The organism is Nitrogeniibacter mangrovi (assembly GCF_010983895.1).
Lineage (GTDB): Bacteria > Pseudomonadota > Gammaproteobacteria > Burkholderiales > Rhodocyclaceae > Nitrogeniibacter > Nitrogeniibacter mangrovi.
In genome coordinates, this window is sequence record NZ_CP048836.1 from 1,934,188 (window position 1) to 1,953,130 (window position 18,943).

Annotated in this window: 15 protein-coding genes and 1 tRNA gene; 10 read left to right on the forward strand and 6 right to left on the reverse strand. The window is 66.4% G+C overall.

Translation table 11 applies throughout. From position 1 onward, the window contains the following. Positions 1–20 precede the first annotated feature (20 nt). On the forward strand, positions 21–2,507 hold the full coding sequence (locus G3580_RS08840; protein WP_173764908.1) for an ABC transporter permease: 2,487 nt from the start codon (positions 21–23) through the stop codon (positions 2,505–2,507). Between the two features lie 53 nt (positions 2,508–2,560). Further along, positions 2,561–3,973, forward strand: coding sequence for a DNA recombination protein RmuC (gene rmuC / locus G3580_RS08845; protein ID WP_228720818.1), 1,413 nt, complete (start codon positions 2,561–2,563; stop codon positions 3,971–3,973). 28 nt (positions 3,974–4,001) lie between these two features. Here rmuC and moaA read toward each other — a convergent pair whose 3' ends face one another. Both moaA and G3580_RS08855 read right to left on the reverse strand, forming a co-directional pair. Continuing rightward, positions 4,002–5,024, reverse strand: a complete 1,023-nt coding sequence (gene moaA, locus G3580_RS08850) for a GTP 3',8-cyclase MoaA (RefSeq protein WP_173764909.1) — start codon at positions 5,022–5,024, stop codon at positions 4,002–4,004. A gap of 157 nt (positions 5,025–5,181) precedes the next feature. Then, positions 5,182–5,257, reverse strand: a tRNA-Asn gene (locus tag G3580_RS08855). A 109-nt stretch (positions 5,258–5,366) separates the two neighbouring features. Here G3580_RS08855 and G3580_RS08860 point away from each other — a divergent pair. After that, positions 5,367–7,409, forward strand: coding sequence for an AsmA-like C-terminal region-containing protein (locus tag G3580_RS08860; protein WP_173764910.1), 2,043 nt, complete (start codon positions 5,367–5,369; stop codon positions 7,407–7,409). A 60-nt stretch (positions 7,410–7,469) separates the two neighbouring features. On the opposite strand, the gene G3580_RS08865 is transcribed toward G3580_RS08860, so the two are convergent. Next, the gene (locus tag G3580_RS08865) at positions 7,470–8,678 is read right to left on the reverse strand and encodes an amino acid aminotransferase (RefSeq protein WP_173764911.1); all 1,209 of its coding nucleotides are present in this window, start codon (positions 8,676–8,678) and stop codon (positions 7,470–7,472) included. A 107-nt stretch (positions 8,679–8,785) separates the two neighbouring features. On the opposite strand from G3580_RS08865, the gene uvrB reads away from it, so the two are divergent. Together uvrB and G3580_RS08875 are read left to right on the forward strand one after the other, a co-directional pair. Beyond that, positions 8,786–10,861 (forward strand): excinuclease ABC subunit UvrB, encoded by a 2,076-nt coding sequence (gene uvrB / locus G3580_RS08870; RefSeq protein ID WP_173764912.1) that lies wholly within the window; start codon positions 8,786–8,788, stop codon positions 10,859–10,861. Further along, on the forward strand, positions 10,861–11,334 hold the full coding sequence (locus G3580_RS08875) for a low molecular weight protein-tyrosine-phosphatase (RefSeq protein WP_173768712.1): 474 nt from the start codon (positions 10,861–10,863) through the stop codon (positions 11,332–11,334). Before uvrB ends, G3580_RS08875 begins: the two co-directional genes overlap by 1 nt. A gap of 87 nt (positions 11,335–11,421) precedes the next feature. Here the strand turns inward: G3580_RS08875 and G3580_RS08880 are convergent, their stop codons facing one another. Next, positions 11,422–14,472, reverse strand: a complete 3,051-nt coding sequence (locus tag G3580_RS08880) for an Rne/Rng family ribonuclease (protein ID WP_173764913.1) — start codon at positions 14,470–14,472, stop codon at positions 11,422–11,424. A gap of 390 nt (positions 14,473–14,862) precedes the next feature. Between G3580_RS08880 and G3580_RS08885 the strand changes: the two genes are divergently transcribed. From G3580_RS08885 to G3580_RS08895, 3 genes are read left to right on the forward strand one after another with little or no spacing between them, the layout of a single operon-like run. Then, a complete protein-coding gene (locus G3580_RS08885) occupies positions 14,863–15,831 on the forward strand; it encodes an RluA family pseudouridine synthase (protein ID WP_173764914.1) in 969 nt (322 codons plus the stop codon). Beyond that, entirely contained in the window at positions 15,815–16,471 is a 657-nt protein-coding gene (locus tag G3580_RS08890) for an HAD-IA family hydrolase (RefSeq protein WP_217424633.1), read from the forward strand. Before G3580_RS08885 ends, G3580_RS08890 begins: the two co-directional genes overlap by 17 nt. Continuing rightward, on the forward strand, positions 16,450–16,800 hold the full coding sequence (locus tag G3580_RS08895) for a Rieske (2Fe-2S) protein (RefSeq protein WP_173764915.1): 351 nt from the start codon (positions 16,450–16,452) through the stop codon (positions 16,798–16,800). Before G3580_RS08890 ends, G3580_RS08895 begins: the two co-directional genes overlap by 22 nt. Here the strand turns inward: G3580_RS08895 and G3580_RS08900 are convergent, their stop codons facing one another. Both G3580_RS08900 and G3580_RS08905 read right to left on the reverse strand, forming a co-directional pair. Further along, positions 16,801–17,523 (reverse strand): SAM-dependent methyltransferase, encoded by a 723-nt coding sequence (locus G3580_RS08900; RefSeq protein WP_173764916.1) that lies wholly within the window; start codon positions 17,521–17,523, stop codon positions 16,801–16,803. Further along, complete coding sequence (locus G3580_RS08905) at positions 17,520–18,095, reverse strand: Maf family protein (RefSeq protein ID WP_173764917.1); 576 nt, start codon at positions 18,093–18,095, stop codon at positions 17,520–17,522. Before G3580_RS08905 ends, G3580_RS08900 begins: the two co-directional genes overlap by 4 nt. Before the next feature lie 2 nt (positions 18,096–18,097). Between G3580_RS08905 and G3580_RS08910 the strand changes: the two genes are divergently transcribed. Beyond that, complete coding sequence (locus G3580_RS08910; RefSeq protein WP_228720819.1) at positions 18,098–18,661, forward strand: YceD family protein; 564 nt, start codon at positions 18,098–18,100, stop codon at positions 18,659–18,661. Positions 18,662–18,682: 21 nt separating this feature from the next. Continuing rightward, positions 18,683–18,862, forward strand: coding sequence for a 50S ribosomal protein L32 (rpmF, locus tag G3580_RS08915; RefSeq protein WP_173764918.1), 180 nt, complete (start codon positions 18,683–18,685; stop codon positions 18,860–18,862). The last annotated feature ends 81 nt before the right edge of the window (positions 18,863–18,943 follow it).

Sequence of the window (18,943 nt, forward strand, 5' to 3'; positions counted from 1 at the left end):
GCCGCGCGACTCCATCGGCCATGATCACGCTTCGCCTTGCCCTGCGCATGCTCTGGCGCGACCTGCGCGCCGGCGAACTGCACCTGCTCGCCCTCGCGCTCATCGTCGCCGTCGCCAGTCTCGTGAGCGTCGGGCTGCTGACCGACCGTGTCTCGCGCAGCCTCGACCGGGAAGCCAATCAGCTGCTCGGCGGCGACCTGCTGTTGCGGGCCGATACGCCCTGGCCGGACAGCGTGCGGGACGCGGCCCGCCGGGCGGGGCTGGAGACGGCCGATACGCTCACCTTTTCGAGCATGGTCAGCACCGACGAGGCATTCCAGCTGGTGGCGGTGAAGGCGGTGTCCGAGGCCTACCCCCTGCGCGGACAGGTGCGCGTCGCGCCGGCGCGCAATGCGCCGGATGCGGTGGTCAGTCACATGCCGGCCGCTGGCGAGATCTGGCCGGACGAACGCGTGATGGCGGCGCTCGGCCTGCACGTCGGCGATACCCTCCAACTCGGCGATGCTCATCTGCGGGTGGGGGGGGTGCTGACCTTCGAATCCGACCGGGGTGCCAACTTCTTCAGCATGTTGCCGCGGGTCATGGTGAACGTCGTCGACCTGCCGGCCACCGGCCTCATTCAGACCGGCTCGCGGGTGATCTACCGGCTGCATCTGGCCGGCGAGCAGGCCCGCGTGGCGGCGTTCCGGCAACAGATCGAGCCGACGCTGACGCGCGGCCAGAAAATCGAATCCATCGACAATGCACGGCCCGAGGTCCATATCGCGCTGACCCGTGCCGAACGCTTCCTGCGCCTGGCCGCGACCCTGGCCGTGGTACTGGCGGCAGTGGCCATTGGCTTGAGCGCACGCCGCTTCATGCTGCGCCATCTCGACGGCTGCGCGGTATTGCGCTGCCTGGGCGCGCGTCAGGGGCAGCTGGTGCGCATGCATCTGGTCGAATTCGCGATTTTTGCGCTGGTGGCGTCCGCGGCCGGTATCGCCATCGCCTGGGCGCTACAGGGCACGCTCGCGGCCTCGCTGGCGCCACTGCTGGGCTCTCGGCTGCCGCCGCCCGGGGCGATACCGCTGGCGCACGGCGTGGTGGTGGCGCTGGTGCTGATGCTCGGCTTCGTACTCCCCCATCTCATCGGACTGTCGCGGGTGCCCACCCTGCGCGTCATGCGCCGCGAAATGAGCGCGGGGCGAAAGCTGGGCGCTGCCGCCTGGGCGAGCGGACTGGCAACGCTGGTGCTGATCGTGCTGTGGGTGGCAGGAGATGCGCGCCTGGGCGGCTGGGTCAGCCTGGGCTTCGTGCTCGCGCTGGCCGGTTTTGCGCTGCTCAGTGCGGCCGGGTTCCGTCTGGCTGCGTCTGGCGGACGGGCCGCCGGGGGGGGCTGGCGCCATGGTTTCCAGGCGCTGCGACGACGCCTCGGCGCCCATGTCATTCAGGCCATGGCCCTGGGCCTCGGTCTGATGGCCTTGCTGGTGCTCACCCTGGTCCGTGCCGATCTGCTCGCTGCCTGGCGCGACACGGTGCCGGCGGACGCGCCGAATCGCTTCGTGATCAACCTGCAGCCCGACCAGCGCGCGGACTTCGAGCGCTTCTTCACCGACGCCGGGCTGCCCGCACCGACCATGGAGCCGATGATCCGCGGGCGTCTGGTGGCCGTCGATGGGCAACCGGTGTCTCCCGAACACTACGAGGACAGCCGCGCCCGCCGGCTGGCGGAGCGCGAGTTCAACCTCTCCTACAGTGCCCGTCTGCCGGCGGGCAACACCATCGTCGCCGGCGCCTGGCATGGGGCGGCGCAAACGCCGGCGTTCTCCATCGAACGCGGTGTGGCCGACACGCTCGGCATCCACGTGGGGGACAAGGTGACCTTCGACGTCGCCGGCCAGCGGGTGAGCGCGCCAGTGACCAGCGTCCGCGATCTGCGCTGGGATTCCATGCGGGTGAACTTCTTCTTCGTCGCTTCGCCGGGCCTGTTGCACGGCTATCCGGCGAGCCTCATCACCAGCTTTCACCTCCCGGACGCCCGAAGCGACTTCGGCCTCGCCTTGTCGCGGGCGTTTCCCAACGTGTCCATCATCGACGTCGGCGCGGTGCTCGCCCAGGTGGAGGGCATGATCGACCGCCTGATCACGGTGGTCCAGCTGGTGTTCGGTTTCGCGCTCGCCGCGGGCGTCGTGGTCTTGCTGGCCGCGTTGCAGTCGACCCAGGACGAGCGCGCCCGCGAGTTTGCGGTCATGCGGGCGCTGGGCGCCCGCCGGGTGCAGTTGCATCAGACCCTGCTGGTGGAATTTCTCGCCATGGGCGGCATCGCCGGCGCCCTGGCCGGCGTCGGCGCCAGTCTGGTGGGCTGGCTGCTGGCGAGCAAGGTGTTCGAGATGGATTACGTACCGGCACTCGCACCGGTCCTGGTCGGGGCGCTGGTCGGTGGCGCCGGGGTGGTGCTTGCCGGCTGGTTGGGGGCGCGGCGCCTGTTGCGCCAGCCGCCACTGGCCCTGCTGCGCGATGCCGTCTGAGTGAGCCGGACCCGCTGCTATACTCGCCCGGTGTCGAACAGGCGGGTGTCGCGGTGACCCAATCCGAACTTCTCTATGGCCTTGCAGGTGGCCTTGTCATCCTGCTGGTGGCGGTGCTGTGGCTGATCGCCCGTCTGCGCGTTTTGCGCTCGGAACTGCCCGTGGCGGTGAACGACACCATGCGCGAACTGGTGGAGAGCCATCATCGCGAGCTGCTCAACGATCTGCACGGTGGCCTGGCGGCGCAGAGCGAGCGTCTGGCGGCGGGAACCGAAGCGCAGGTCGGGCGCCTGCGCGAGCGCGTGGAGGCCGACATGGGCGCGACCCGGGAGGCCATGCACGGGCTCAAGCTCATTCTTCAGACCCAGCTGGGCGAGCAGCGCAGCGACACGACGCTCAAGCTCACCGAGCTGAACAACACCTTCGAACGCACCCAGGCCAAATTGCGCAGCGAAATGATCGAGCAGACCCTGGCCCGCCTGGGCGAGCATGCGCGCAAGGACCGCGAGCTGCTCGAGACCGGCCTGCGCGGCGCCTCCGAGCAGATGGCGCGCAGCATCGAGGCGCTGACCAAGACGGTGAACGAGCGCCTGGAGAAGATCACCGGGCAGGTGCACGAGCGCCTCGACGAGGGGTTCAAGAAGACCAACGAGACCTTCGCCAACGTGATGGCGCGGCTGGCCACCATCGACGAGGCGCAGAAGAAGATCGACGGCCTGACCACCAATGTGGTGAGCCTGCAGGAACTGCTCGGCGACAAGCGGGCACGTGGCGCCTTCGGCGAGGTGCAGCTCGAAGCCCTGGTGCGCAACATCCTGCCGCCGGACGCCTACGAGTTCCAGTTCACCCTGCCCGGCAACGTGCGCGCCGACTGCGTGCTCAAGCTGCCCGAGCCGACCGGTCTGGTGGCCGTCGATTCCAAGTTCCCGCTCGAGAACTATCACCGGATGTTCGATGCGGACGTGGGCGATGCCGACCGGCGCCTGGCGACCAGCGCCTTCCGTAGCGACGTCAAACGCCACATTGACGCCATTTCCGGCAAGTACGTGATCCCCAACGTGACCTCCGACGGCGCGGTGATGTTCGTGCCGGCCGAGGCGGTGTTCGCCGAGATCCATGCCTACCATCCGGAGCTGGTGACCTACGCTCAGGAGAAGAAGGTCTGGGTGGTGTCGCCGACCACGCTCATGGCCGTGCTCAACACCGCGCGGGCGGTGCTCAAGGATGTCGAGACGCGCAAGCAGATCCATGTCATCAAGGACGCCCTGGCCAAGCTGGCCAAGGACTTCACCCGCTTCGACGACCGCATGCAGGCGCTGGCGCGCCATATCGATCAGGCCGGCAAGGATGTGAAGGACGTGCAGACCAGCTCACGCAAGATCAGCGCGCATTTCCGCAAGATCGAGGCGGCGCAGCTGGACGAGTTGCCCGAAACGGTCGACGACGTCGAGGACGAGGGCGTCTGAGGCGCGTCGGTGGCGAGGGTGGCGGAGCTCAGCCGCCGATGTAGGACATCTCGATGCGCTTGAGCGGCCGGGTGTTTTCCGAGCGGATCTCGGAATAGCGGTCGGCCCGCTGGCGCCACAGCTGCGCGATCATGCCCGCCAGTTCATCATCGCTCGCGCCATCGCGCAGCGGTGTGCGCAGATCGAAACCCGCGCTGGCGAACAGGCAGGTGAACAGCTTGCCTTCGGTGGACAGGCGGATGCGGCTGCAGTCGCGGCAGAAGGCCTGGGTGACGGAGGAAATGACACCGATCTCGCCGGCGCCATCCACATAGCGCCAGCGCTCGGCCACCTCGCCGGTGTAGTTGGGGTCGACCGTCTCCAGCGGGAATCGCGCATGGATGCGCTCGACGACCTCGCGCGAGGGCACCACGTCGTCCATGCGCCAGCCGTTGCTGGTGCCCACGTCCATGAACTCGATGAAGCGCAGGATGTGGCCGCTGCCGCGGAAACGCTCGGCCATGGCGACGATCTGATCGTCGTTGATGCCGCGCTTGACCACCATGTTCACCTTCACCGGCCGGAGGCCGGCGTCGCGCGCGGCGTCGATGCCGCTGATCACGTCCTCGACGCTCAGGTCCACGTCGGCGATCTTCTGGAAGGTGGCGTCGTCCAGCGCGTCGAGGCTCACGGTGACCCGATCGAGCCCGGCTTCGGCCAGCTTGGGCGCCATGCGTGGCAGCAGGACACCGTTGGTGGTCAGGGTCAGTTCAAGATCGGGGATCGACTTCAGGACCCCGATCAGCTTGTCCACATTGCGCCGGAGCAGGGGTTCGCCACCGGTGATGCGGATCTTGCGAACCCCCAGCCGGTTGAACACCTGTGCGATCCGATGCAATTCCTCGAAGCTGAGCAACTCGGTGCGCGCGAGGAACTGGTAGTTCTTGTCGAACACCGAGCGTGGCATGCAGTAGGTGCAGCGGAAGTTGCACCGGTCGGTCACCGAAATGCGCAGATCGCGGATCGGGCGGCCCAGCGTGTCGACAAGAGGCGTTGGCGTGGAATTGGTCATTCGATCGACCCGGTATCTCGAAACTGTCGTGCTGCTCCATTTATAGCAGCAAACGGGAATCGGGCGCGCGTCGTGACACGGCGTGCCGCCTCAACTACGATGGCGTTTGGCCGATGAAAAAGGGGTTGTCGCATGGCGACAACCCCTCGAATTCAGTTGGCTCCCCGACCTGGGCTCGAACCAGGGACCTGCGGATTAACAGTCCGTCGCTCTACCGACTGAGCTATCGGGGAACTGAAAGAAGCGCGAATTATAGAAACCGGTTCTTGAGGTGTCAACTTTTTGTGCGAAAATGCCGATTGATTAGATTCAGGTCAATAATGCCGCGATGCGGGGTGCTGGATGATTGAGGAAGAATCCGTCTACGTACGTACCGAGGAAGGCGAGTCCCGGGCACGCCAGCCCAGATCGATCGCGTCGCATGAACTGCGCGCCATGCTGTTGCTGGTCGACGGCCGCCTGTCGGTCCGGGAGCTCAAACGTCGCTTCGGCGCCTCGCTGGCCATCGACACCGCGACCGAGGAGCTGTTGCGCTTGGGCTGGATACAGCCGGAAGGCGAGACCGCCGGCATCGAGATGGATTTCGTCGGCGCCGAGATCGATGCCGAAGATGCCGTGGAGACAGCGCCTCCGGATATCGTATCTGCTGATCTGGCCGACGCAGCGGAGGGCACCGAGGTGTCCGGCAACGGCGCCGAACGCGACGCGCCGGTCGATTTCGATCTGACGCCTGACGACGCATCGATCGGGGCGACCCCGGAACCGTCCATGACCACAGCGGACGGCTCCGCCGATACGAGGGTGAGCGAAGCCGAACCGCCCGTGGCGGCTGACGAGCAGCTCGATGCGCCGGCACGCGTCGAGCCCGCCGCGCCTGCGGCAGATGAGGTGGCCCCCTACGTGCCGGGAGATCCCCGGGAACCGGTCATCGCTACCGGCGAGTTTCCCCCGGACGTGGCACTGCCGGCACCCACGCCGATCGACGGGGTTCGGGGGCCGAACCTGGCGGACCGGACGCGTGGCGGGATGATCGCCACCCGTTTCTTCCTTGGCCGCATGTGGCGGGCCTTCCTGCCCCTGGCCGCCATCGCCGCGGTGGCGGCCCTCGTCGTTGCGGCCTTCTTGCTGCCGGAGCGGCATCGCCCCGAGATCGAGGCGGCGCTGGCGCATCATGTGGGTGCCCCGGTGAGCTTCGGTTCGATGCGCCTGTCGGCGTTCGGGGGTGGAAGCCTCGAGTTGTCCGATCTGCGCGTGGCAACGATGCCATCCCTGCGTGCCGAGGGGCTGTACCTGACCCCGGACTGGCCTGCGTCGATCCGCGCCGTGGCGTGGCGCTTCAAGGCCTCGCTCGTGGGGCTGGAGGCGCGCGCGGATGCGCTCTCGCGCCTGTTGGCAGCCAACACGGTCAGGGAAGACCTGAGCGGGATCCATGTGGCCGATGCGGCGGTCCGGATCGGCCCCGAACGCTGGGGTGGTTTCACCGGCGACGTGAGCTTCGACCATCCGGGTGCGGTCACGCTTGTGACGCCGGACAATGCCGTCCGTGCGACCTTGAACGCGAACGGCGATGCTCTGGGTGTCGATGTGGTGGCCATCAACCGCGCGCTGGGGGTCTTTCCCAAGCTCACCATGGACAGCTACCAGCTGGTCGGCACCTTGCGAGGTGATGGCCTGGATATCTCACGTTTCGAAGCAGCCGTGTTCTCGGGCAAGGCAAGCGCCACCGGGCGGCTCGATTTTGCTCAGGGGGCGCAGTTGGAGGTGGATCTGACGCTGGGCAAGATCGACGCCAGACGACTCATGAATGCGGTGGGCAGCAGCGTGCGCCTCGAGGGGGCTGTCGATGGTCAGTTCGCCTTGTCGGCGGCGGGTGTCCAGACCTCGGCCATTTCCGTGGCCAAGCGGATCGAGGGGCGCTTCAGTATCGACAACGGTGTGCTCCGCGGCATGGATTTTGCCGCTGCCTTACGCGAACGCGGGACCGGGAAGATCCAGGGGGGGGAAACCCGGTTCGAAACCCTGTCCGGGAAAATTGATTATGACGGTGAGCGCACCCTCGTGACCCTGGAGCGCCTCGCTGCCGGCGCCCTCGACGCGAACGGTCGTGTCGAGGTCGGCAAGCTCGATTCGCTCAGCGGCAAGGTGGGTGCCACGGTGGTGTCGGGCGGACGGCGCGTGCGTGTGCCGATCACCGTTTCCGGTTCGCTGGCCGCGCCGGTGCTCGAGACCCCGAAGCCGGCGGCGCCTCCGAGTGTGGCCGCCTCGGAAGGCGGTGAAAACACTGAGGGTGCGCCGCAGGCGGAAGGCGCTGATAAGGCCGTGCCGGTCGAAGCGCCGGACGAAGCCTTCGAAATCCCCGTCGGACCGGGCGATCTGCGTCAGTAGGCGCAGGTGAACAAAAGACGGCGCCCTGGGGCGCCGTCTTTTGTTGTGGGCGCTAAGCGCTCAGCCCTTGACGACCTGGGCGATGGCATTGGCTACATAGTCGATGTTGCCGGAGTTCAGGGCGGCCAGGCAGATCCGGCCGGAGGATACCGCGTAGATGCCGAATTCCTGCTTGAGCCGTTCGACCTGATCGACGCTCAGGCCGGTGAACGAGAACATCCCGCGCTGACGGACCACGAACGAGAAATCCTGGTTCGCGCCGGCGGCGGCGATCTTTTCCACCAGGGCCGAGCGCATGAGGCGGATGCGGTCGCGCATGCCGGCCAGCTCGTCTTCCCACTGCTTGCGCAGACCGGCGTCGGTGAGTACCGCAGCGACGATGGCGCCGCCATGGGTCGGCGGGTTGGAGTAGTTGGTGCGCACCACGCGCTTGACCTGGGAGAGCACGCGCGCCGAGGTTTCCTTGTTCTCGGTCACGATGGTGAGGGCACCGACGCGCTCACCGTAGAGGGAGAAGGACTTGGAGAAGGAGCTGGCGACAAAGAACTCCAGCCCCGACTCGGCGAACAGGCGCAGCGCCACCGCGTCCGGCTCGATGCCGTCGGCAAAGCCCTGGTAGGCCATGTCGATGAAAGCGACCAGGCCGCGCTCGCGGATCACCTCGACGACCTGGGCCCACTGGGTGGCGTCCAGATCGGCGCCGGTGGGGTTGTGGCAGCAGGCGTGGAGCACGACGATGGTGCCGGCGTCGGCGGCACGCAGGCCGTCGAGCATGGCGGGAAAGTCCACGCCACGCGTCTGCGCGTCATAGTACGGGTAGGTGCCAACGTCGAAGCCGGCGGCCTCGAACAGGGCGCGGTGGTTCTCCCAGCTCGGGTTGGAGATCAGCACCTGGGCCTTCGGATCGATGCGGAACAGGAAGTCGGCGCCGACCTTGAGGGCGCCGGTGCCGCCCAGGGCCTCGAAGGTGACGGCGCGGCCAGCCTCGACGAGCGCCGACTGCGGGCCGAACAGCAGGCCCTGAACCGCCTTGTTGTACATCTGCGCGCCTTCGATGGGCTGGTAGCCGCGCGGCGGTGCGGCTTGCAGGCGGGCCTCTTCGGCAGCGCGGACCGCAGCGAGGAGCGGGATCTTGCCGTTGTCGTCGTAATACACGCCGACGCCCAGATTCACCTTCTCGGCGCGGGTGTCCGCCTGGAAGGCTTCGTTGAGGCCGAGAATCGGGTCGCGTGGGGCCATCTCCACAGCGGCAAAGATCGACGAGGTCATGTCAGCTCCATCCGGTTGCGTCACCGAGGGGGACGCGGAATAATCGAAAGTTCGTTTGACTTCGCGGCAGCCCCATGTGGCGGCGCCGCAAAAGTGAAAATTCTAGCATGTCGGACGCAGCACAATCGGGGCGGGTGGTGACTTTCGAAGGCAGTCCGTTCCGCCTTCATCAACCCTTCCCGCCGGCCGGGGATCAACCCGCGGCGATCGACCGGTTGGTGGAGGGGATCGGGGACGGGTTGATGTACCAGACCCTGCTCGGCGTGACCGGCTCCGGCAAGACCTTCACCATGGCGAACGTGATCGCCCGCTGTGGCCGGCCGGCCCTGGTGCTGGCGCACAACAAGACGCTCGCGGCCCAGCTCTACTCGGAATTCCGCGAGTTCCTGCCCGAGAACGCAGTCGAATACTTCGTCTCCTACTACGACTACTATCAGCCCGAGGCCTACGTGCCCTCGCGTGACCTGTTCATCGAGAAGGATTCGAGCATCAACGAGCACATCGAGCAGATGCGCCTGTCGGCCACGAAGAGTCTCATGGAGCGGCGCGACGTGGTGATCGTGGCGACCGTGTCGTGCATCTACGGCATCGGCGATCCGGTGGACTACCACAGCATGGTGCTGCACCTGCGCGAGGGCGAGAAGATGGCCCACCGCGATCTGGTGCGCCGTCTGGTGACCATGCAGTACGCTCGCGCCGATGTGGACTTCCGTCGTGGCACCTTCCGTGTGCGCGGTGACGTCATCGACATCTTCCCGGCCGAGAACGCGGAGCTGGCGGTGCGCGTGGAGATGTTCGACGACGAGATCGAGCATCTGACCCTGTTCGACCCGCTCACCGGCCACCTCAAGCACAAGCTGGTGCGCTTCACGGTCTATCCGTCCAGTCATTACGTGACCCCCCGGGCCACGGTGCTCAAGGCCATCGATGGTATCAAGGACGAATTGCGCGACCGGGTCGCCTATTTTCAGCAGGCCGGCAAGCTGGTCGAGGCGCAGCGGATCGAGCAGCGCACCCGTTTTGACCTGGAGATGCTCAACGAGCTGGGTTTCTGCAAGGGCATCGAGAACTATTCCCGACACCTGTCGGGCCGCGCGCCGGGCGAGCCGCCGCCGACGCTCATCGACTATCTTCCCCCGGACGGCCTGTTGTTCGTGGACGAGTCGCACGTGAGCATTCCGCAGGTCGGCGCCATGTACAAAGGTGACCGCTCACGCAAGGAGAATCTCGTCGAATACGGCTTTCGCCTGCCCTCGGCGGTGGACAACCGGCCGCTCAAGTTCGAGGAGTTCGAACGCCTGATGCCGCAGACGGTGTTCATCTCGGCGACACCGGCCAATTACGAGGCGACCCATCAGGGGCAGGTGGTGGAGCAGGTGGTGCGTCCCACCGGGCTGATCGACCCCGAGGTGCAGGTGCGCCCGGCCATGACCCAGGTGGACGACCTGCTCGGCGAGATCAAGCGCCGGGTGGCGGTCGAGGAGCGCATCCTGGTCACGACGCTCACCAAGCGCCTCGCCGAGGATCTGACCGACTACCTCACCGAGAACGGGATCCGGGTGCGCTATCTGCACTCGGACATCGACACCGTGGAACGTGTGGAGATCATCCGTGACCTGCGCCTTGGCCAGTTCGACGTGCTCGTCGGTATCAACCTCCTGCGCGAGGGGCTGGACATTCCCGAGGTCTCGCTGGTGGCCATTCTCGACGCCGACAAGGAAGGCTTTCTGCGCTCGGAGCGTTCGTTGATCCAGACCATCGGCCGGGCGGCCCGCCATGTCCACGGCACGGCCATACTCTATGCCGACCGGATCACCGATTCGATGAAGCGGGCGATGGACGAAACCGAACGCCGCCGCGAGAAGCAGATCGCCTTCAACGAGGCGCACGGCATCACCCCGACCTCGGTGACCAAACGGGTCAGGGACATCATCGATGGCGTCTACAGCACCGAGGCCAAGGATGATGTGGCGAAGGCCAAAGGGTCGCCGGCCAAGGACTACGCAGCCATGGACGAAAAGGCGCTGGCCAAGGCCATCCGCCAGCTGGAGAAGAAGATGCAGGAGGCGGCGCGCAATCTCGAATTCGAATCGGCCGCCGCGATACGAGACGAGCTGTTCCGGCTCAGGGCCCAGGCGTTCGGGGCCGACCAGCACGGACCGGATGAACAGGAGACCCCGTGATTCGTCGGATCTTATTCGTATGCACCGGCAACATCTGCCGTTCTCCCACCGCCGAAGCGGTGGCACGTCACTGGTTGCGCATGGTCGGGCTGGATGGCGAGGTGGTGGTCGACTCGGCCGGCATTCAGGGCTACCACGCCGGCGAGGCACCGGACCCGCGCACCCAACGCGCGGCGGCCCTGCGGGGCTACGATCTGGCGCGTCTGCGTGCACGCAAGCTGACCGCAGAGGACTATGCCCGCTTCGATCTGCTGTTGGCCATGGATCGCGGCCATTTCGAGCACATGCAGCGCCGGTGCCCGCCGGACCATGCCCACAAGGTGCATCTGTTCCTCGAATACGCGCACGATCGGGCGGAGCGCGAGGTGCCCGACCCCTATTACGGCGGCCACTCCGGCTTCGACCATGTGCTCGATCTGTGTGAGGCCGGGGTGCAGGGCCTGATCGATACCCTGCGCGATCACCACAGCTGAGCGTCATCATGCGCGGTCGGGGGTGATCGGGCGCGAAAAAAAGCCCGCCGAAATCGGCGGGCTTTTCCTCTTTGCGTCGTCGCGGGCTTACTTGCGGGTCTCGACCTGCTGAAGTTCGCCCTCGCGGGGCGCCTCGGCTCGCGGCGGGCGCGGACGGCCCAGTTGAACCGGTTCGGTGGCGTCGGTGTGGGTTGCCACCTTGTCCGCATGGGTTTCGATCATGACCAGACCGCTGTCCGCCAAGCTCGCGCTCATGTCGATCGGTTCCTCCTCGGCGGCCGGTTCAGGGGCGGACGTCGTCTCTTCGGCGGTTGTCGGCTCGGCGGCGCTTTCGTCGGAGACCGAGACGGCGATCTCCGGTTCGGCTGCCGGCTCGGCCGCGCCACCCGCCATGTCCGGTGCCGGTGCTGCCTCGGCGACAGGAGCTGCTTCGGGGGCCGATTCCAGAGTCGCTTCGTCGGGCGCTTGCGCCGCGGCTTCGGCGGTCGTCTCAGGCTGATCGGATTCGGCCGGAGCCTCCACGGCTACCGGCTCGACGGAGGTGTCCGTCTCGACCCCGATCGTTGCTTCGATACGGGGTTCGGTGGTCGACTCTGCCGTCTCGACCGTCTCGACCGTCTCGACCGTCTCGACCGTCTCGACCGTCTCTTCCTGGCGGGCATCGGCCCGTGCTGGTGTCGTGGTCTCCGCCAGTGCGGACGGGGCGGCCTCGGTCATGGCTTCGGCGGCAGCGCCCACAGCGGTGGTCGCCACTGCTGCGATAGCGGTATTGGCCGTTTCGCTTTCAGTGCCGGTTTCGCCGGTTTCATCGGTTTGAGCGGACTCGCCGTTCTGATCGCGGTTCTGACGCGAACGGCGACGACGGCGCGAACGCGAACTGCGCGTTTCGCCATTCGACTCGTCACCTTCGGGGGCGGCGCTGGTGCTGTCGTCACCTTGGGCGTCGGCCGCATCGGCCTCGTTCGTGCCTTCGGCGTTGGCGTTGTCGACCGCGTTTTCAGCTTGTCGGCCGCGCCCGCGGCGTCCCCGACGGCGTCCGCTGGAGCGGGTGTTGCCGCTGTCGTCGTCACTGGTCTCGGGGGTCTCGGCGGCCGTCAGGGCCGTTGTCTCGGTCGTGGTCGCATCGGCGTTCTGGCTCTCGTCTTTGCGGTTGCCACGGCGGCCGCGGCCGCGGCGACTGCTGCCGGACTTGCCTTCCTTGTCGTCCTCGCTGCGTTCGTCGCGATTGCGCCGGTTGTCGGTCGTGCGCTCCTCGTTGCGTCGGCTCTCGGCGTTGCGTTCCTCGCCGCGTCGGTTGTTGCGCCCACGGCCACGGCGATTGCCTTCGCTGCGCTCGCGCGTGCCGCCGTTGCGCGGGCTCTTGGTGTGCGTGGCCGATTCGGACTCGGTCTCGGTTGCGGCCGGCGTGGCCGGCGCGCTTGCGAACAGGCGTTTGACCCAGCCGAGGAAGCCTCCGGCAGCCGGCGTTTCGCCGCTGGTGGTTTCGGACGCCGGCGTGCTCGGTGCTGCTTCGGCCGGCACCGGCATCGGTGCCGGCGCGATGGTCCGCACTGCGGCCTCGGGGCGTGCCGGTTTTTTGCCTTCTTCGAGCAGGGTTTCGGTGTACGAAGGCTGCTGCGGCTGCTCGGCCATCTCGTAGCTGGGCCGCACCGTCTCTTCCAGGTTCAGTTGGTCATGGCGCAGGCGGATGATCTCGCTGGCCGGCGTTTCCAGGTGGCGGTTGGGGATGATCACCAGGTTGACCTTGTGGCGCAGCTCGATGTGCGCGATGTCCACCCGTTTCTCGTTGAGCAGGAAGGTGGCGACATCCACCGGCACCTGGCAGTGCACCGCGCCGGTGTTGTCCTTCATCGCTTCCTCTTCCAGGATGCGCAGGATCTGCAGGGCGGAGGATTCGGTGCTGCGGATGTGACCGGTGCCGCTGCAGCGCGGGCAGGGGATGTAGCTGGTCTCGGCCAGGGCCGGGCGCAGGCGCTGGCGCGACAGCTCGAGCAGGCCGAAGCGGCTGATCTTGCCCATCTGCACGCGGGCGCGGTCATGGCGCAGGGCGTCGCGCAGGCGGTTTTCCACTTCGCGCTGGTTCTTGCTCGACTCCATGTCGATGAAGTCGATCACCAGCAGACCGCCGAGGTCGCGCAGGCGCAGCTGGCGGGCGACTTCGTCGGCGGCTTCCAGGTTGGTGCGCAGCGCGGTTTCCTCGATGTCGGAGCCCTTGGTGGAGCGGCCCGAGTTCACGTCGACCGACACCAGCGCTTCGGTGTGGTCGATCACGATGGCACCTCCCGAGGGCAGGGTGACCTGGCGCGCGTAGGCGGCGTCGATCTGGTGCTCGATCTGAAAGCGCGAGAACAGGGGGACGTCGTCCGAGTAGCGCTTCACCCGATTGACGTTCTGCGGCATGACGTGGGCCATGAACTGGCGTGCCTGCTCGAAGATGTCGTCGGTGTCGATGAGGATTTCACCGATGTCGGGCTGGAAATAGTCGCGGATGGCGCGGATGACCAGACTGCCTTCCTGATAGATGAGGAAGGCGCCGGCCTGCGCATGGGCGGCACCGTCGATGGCGGCCCACAGCTGGAGCAGGTAGTTCAAGTCCCACTGGAGCTCCTCGGCGCTGCGTCCGATGGCTGCGGTGCGGGCGATCATGCTCATGCCGGAAGGCACTTCGAGCTGATCCATGACGTCGCGCAGCTCGGCGCGTTCGTCGCCTTCGACGCGGCGGGAGACACCGCCCCCGCGGGGGTTGTTCGGCATCAGGACCAGATATCGACCGGCCAGCGAGATGTAGGTGGTCAGGGCCGCGCCCTTGTTGCCACGCTCGTCCTTCTCGACCTGGACGATCAGCTCGTCCCCTTCCTTGAGGACGTCTTGCGGACGCGTGCGACCGCCATCCCCGTCCTTGCGCAGGTAGGTCTTGGCGATCTCCTTGAACGGCAGGAAGCCGTGGCGATCCGCTCCATAGTCGACGAACGCGGCTTCGAGGCTCGGCTCCAGGCGGGTGATGACCGCCTTGTAGATGTTGCTCTTGCGTTGTTCCTTGGCGGCCGATTCGATGTCGAGGTCAATCAGCTTCTGACCATCGACGATCGCGACGCGGAGTTCCTCGGCCTGCGTCGCATTGAAAAGCATGCGCTTCATTGATTTCGTTCTCCCGCGATTCGATCACGGGCAGGACGAGCGGCGCGCACCATCGTGCGAGACGGAGTTAGAGGAGTGCTCTATATTCGAGAATGGCTCTCATCCGATAAGTTCTGGCTAACGAGGGTCGGCTGGTCGATGTCATGGGTTCCCGCCAACAAGGGCCGAAACCTGTGATTCCTGCGCGTGAGGACGCGATTTAAGCAAAAAACAAAATAGGGTTTGCTTGCGTTACCATCGCAGCCTTCATTCCGGCTGCGAGCGGTGACTAGTGATCTGTCGGGAGCCTGCGTAAGGGGCTCATGACGCATTCGCGACACTTGGCATCTCCGCTCAAGGCCACATAGCGCCTGACCGACGCAGATCAGGGCGCAAGTATATGGCAGGACGATGTCGCAAAGCAAAGCGCCCGAAGTCAGACATGTCGAGATCGATGCCGAAATGGCTGGGCAACGGCTCGACAACTTCCTTGCGCGAGAGCTCAAGGGGGTGCCGAAGAGTCACATCTACCGACTGCTGCGCAGCGGTCAGGTCCGCATCAACGGCAAGCGTGCCGGGCAGACCTATCGGCTCAGCGCCGGCGATACGATTCGCATTCCACCGGTACGCGTGAGCCAGTCGGCCGTGGGCCGGGTGGTGCCGCACGGCAAGCCTCTGCCGGTCGTGTACGAGGACGACGCGCTGCTGGTGATCGACAAGCCGGCCGGGATGGCGGTGCATGGCGGCAGCGGGGTGAGTTTCGGCGTCATCGAGCAGCTGCGTCGCCAGCGCCCCGACGCGCGCCTGCTCGAACTGGCGCATCGGCTCGACCGTGAGACCTCGGGCCTGCTGATCGTGGCCAAGAAGCGCTCGGCGCTCGCCGCGCTGCATGACATGATGCGCGAAGGCCGGGTGGACAAGCACTACATCACCATGGTGGCCGGGCGCTGGATGCATCCGCGCCAGCATCTGCGCGATCCGCTCTACAAGTACCAGACCGCCGATGGCGAGCGCCGGGTCCGGGTGCAGGCGGACGGGAAGGCGGCGCACAGCATCGTGACCCTGCGGCGGCGCTGGCAGACGATGAGCGAGCTGGGGGTGGAACTGAAGACCGGTCGCACCCATCAGATCCGCGTGCATCTGACGCATGCCGGCTTTCCGTTGCTCGGGGACGACAAGTATGGTGATTTTGCCCTGAACAAGACGCTGGCGAAGACGGCCGGGCTGCAACGCATGTTCCTGCATGCGGCGCGTCTGGCCTTTCACCATCCGCTCTCCGGCGAACCGGTTGCCGTGGAAGCGGAGCTGCCCGCGGAACTGCTGGCGTTCCGGCGCTGGGTAGAGCAACAGGAGGAGCGGGATTTTGGCGAAGCGCTATGACCTGATCGTGTTCGACTGGGACGGGACGCTGCTCGACTCCGCAGCCGCCATCGTGCGTTCGATCCAGGCGGCCAGCCAGGATCTGGGTTTGCCGGTTCCGGACGACGTGCGCGCGCGCCATGTCATCGGCCTCGGTCTGCAGGACGCGTTGGCCCACGCGGTGCCCGAATTGCCGCCGTGCGACTATCCGCGCATGGTGGAGCGTTACCGTCACCATTATCTGTCCAGCGATCACGAGTTGATGCTGTTCGACGGCGTGCCCGCCATGATCGAGCGGCTGGCCCAAGGGGGCTGGTTTCTCGGAGTGGCCACCGGCAAGAGCCGCCAGGGCCTGGACCGGGCGCTGGCGCATTCGGGCCTGGGCGAGTACTTCGACGCGACGCGATGCGCGGACGAGAGCTTTTCCAAACCGCACCCGGCCATGCTCGAAGCGCTCATGGAGGAACTGGTGGTCGAGCCAGCGCGTACGCTGATGATCGGCGATACCACCCATGACCTGCAGATGGCGGTCAATGCCGGCGTCGATGCGGTGGGCGTGAGCTACGGAGCGCATCCGCCGGAGGGGCTGGCGACGGTGCCCAGTGTGGCGTGTGTGGATTCGCTCGGGGCGCTGGACCGATGGCTCGCACAGAACGCCTGATCTGCGCATCCGAGGCGCTGACCGACGGCGATGCCGGCGTGCGCTTTCAGCTCGAGCGCCACGGCCAAACGGTGCCGGCCTTTGCCGTCCGCTTCGACGGCCGCGCCTACGCGTATGTGAACGCGTGTGCCCATGTACCGGTGGAACTCGACTGGATGGAAGGGGATTTCTTCGATTCGGATCGGCGCTACCTGATCTGCGCGACCCATGGGGCCCGTTACGAGCCCGAGACCGGGTATTGCGTCATGGGGCCGTGCCGCGGCGCCCGCTTGCAGCCGCTGACGATCGTCGAGCGGGACGGGCAGGTCTGGCTGGTCGAGGAGAGCTGATCAGTCCGCCAGCAGGAGGAAGACCGTGGGGATGCGCTCAAGCGCCGGGGCGGGGCGTCGCTTCCAAGCGTCGATCCGATGCGTCTGCACCCATTCTTCCGCCGTGGTCAGGCCGCGGGCGACGCACAGGCGGGTGCCTGGCGCCGCCGTCGCCAGGAGCGTCTGGAACATCTGCGCGTTGCGGTAGGGTGTTTCGATGAACAGCTGGGTCTGGTGCTTGTGGCGGGACTCGGCCTCGAGTGCCCGGATCGCGGCCGCGCGTTCATTGTCCTTGACCGGCAGATAGCCGTGGAAGGCGAAGCGCTGTCCGTCCAGTCCCGAGGCCATCAGGCCGAGCAACAGCGACGACGGCCCCACGAGGGGTACGACTCGAAGGCCGAGCCGATGCGCTTCGCGGACCAGCAAGGCGCCGGGATCGGCCACTGCCGGGACGCCGGCATCGGACATGAGGCCCAGATCGTTGCCCGCCAGCGCCGGCGCGAGCAATGCCTCCAGCGCTCGCACGTCGGGTTGATTCGGCAAGGCCTCGATTGACAGTTCGCGCAGGGGCGTCGGGTGCGCGATCCGCTTCAATTCGGCGCGCGCGGCCTTCGGGTTTTCAACCACGAAGTGCCGGAGCCCGCGAATCGTCTCGGCCGCCGCCGACGGCAAGGTCCGTTCGAGCGGGCTGGTGCCGAGGCTGACTGGAACCAGATACAACGTGCCGTGTTGTCGTTGCGTCATGGCAGGGCGATGCCTTCAGCGCGAAGCAGATCGGACAGGGCGATCAGCGGCAGGCCGATCAAGGCGGTCGGGTCGTCGCCCGAGAGCGCCTCGAGCAGGGTGATGCCCAGCCCTTCGACCTTGGCGCTGCCGGCGCAGTCGAGGGGCTGTTCGCGATGCACATAGCGCTCGATCTCCGCGTCGTCGAGCGAACGGAAACGCACCTGGGTCGGCACGCCGCGGATCTGCGTATGGCCGGTGCGTGCATTGAACAAGGCCAGTCCGGTATGGAACACCACCGTCCGGCCCTGCATCCGGCGCAGCTGGTCGACGGCGCGTTCCACGGTGCCCGGCTTGCCGAACCGGGTCGCGCCCATGTACGCCACCTGGTCGCTGCCGATGATCAGCGCGCTGGGGTGATGGTGGGCCACGGCTCGGGCCTTGTCGGCGGACAGGCGCTCCGCGGTCTGGGCCGGATGTTCGCCGGGGAGGGGGCTTTCATCGACGTCGGGCGCCGCGGTATCGAAGGGTAGTTCGAGCCGTTCGAGCAGCATGCGGCGATAGGGGGATGTCGAGGCAAGAACGAGATGCATGAATGACGTTGAAGGTTTTTGACAGCGAATCGCGAAAATACTATTATGCCCGGCTTATGTCGCGAGAGAGCTACATTGTTGATTCTGCTGCTTTCGCGCGCGAAGGCAGGCACCTGGCCGGTAGTTGCCCGGTGAGCCGGCTTGAGCGTCTGGCGGAAGTGGTGGTGGCGGAATCGGGTGACGTGAAATTCGACGTGACCGGTTACCGCGACGAGGATCAGGATGCGCTTTTCATCGACATCGTGGCCAGCGGGACGTTGATGCTTCGGTGTCAGCGTTGTCTGGAAGCAATGCCTTGGCCTTTCGAGGTCGAAGGGCGGCTCCTTCTGGTGCCGCCCGGGCAGCCGTTGCCGGACGAAGAGCTGGACGAGGAGGATTTCGACCCCATCGAAGCCAGTCGCACCCTCGAGGTGTTGCCGCTGGTGGAGGAAGAGGTGCTGCTCGCGCTGCCCTTTGCGCCGCGACACGAACAATGCGAGCCGCCCCGCCCCCTGGCGGAGTCGGAGAAAGAATCGCCCTTTGCCGCGCTCAAACAACTGCGCGACGGCAAGGGCAATGAAACATGATTGCTCCAAGGAGTCTTTGCAATGGCTGTTCAACAGAACAAAAAGTCGCCCTCCAAGCGTGGCATGCGCCGCGCCCATGATGGGCTGGCGACCGCCCCGCTGGCGGTTGAAGCGACCACCGGTGAGGTCCACCTGCGTCATCACATCAGCCCGAACGGTTTCTACCGCGGCAAGAAGGTCGTCAAGGCCAAAGGCGAGTAAGCTCGTCCCTGAGGACGGCGCGACGCGTCATGCGCTCGCGCCGTTTTTTCGTCCTCGTTTTTCGATAACTCAGGCCCGACG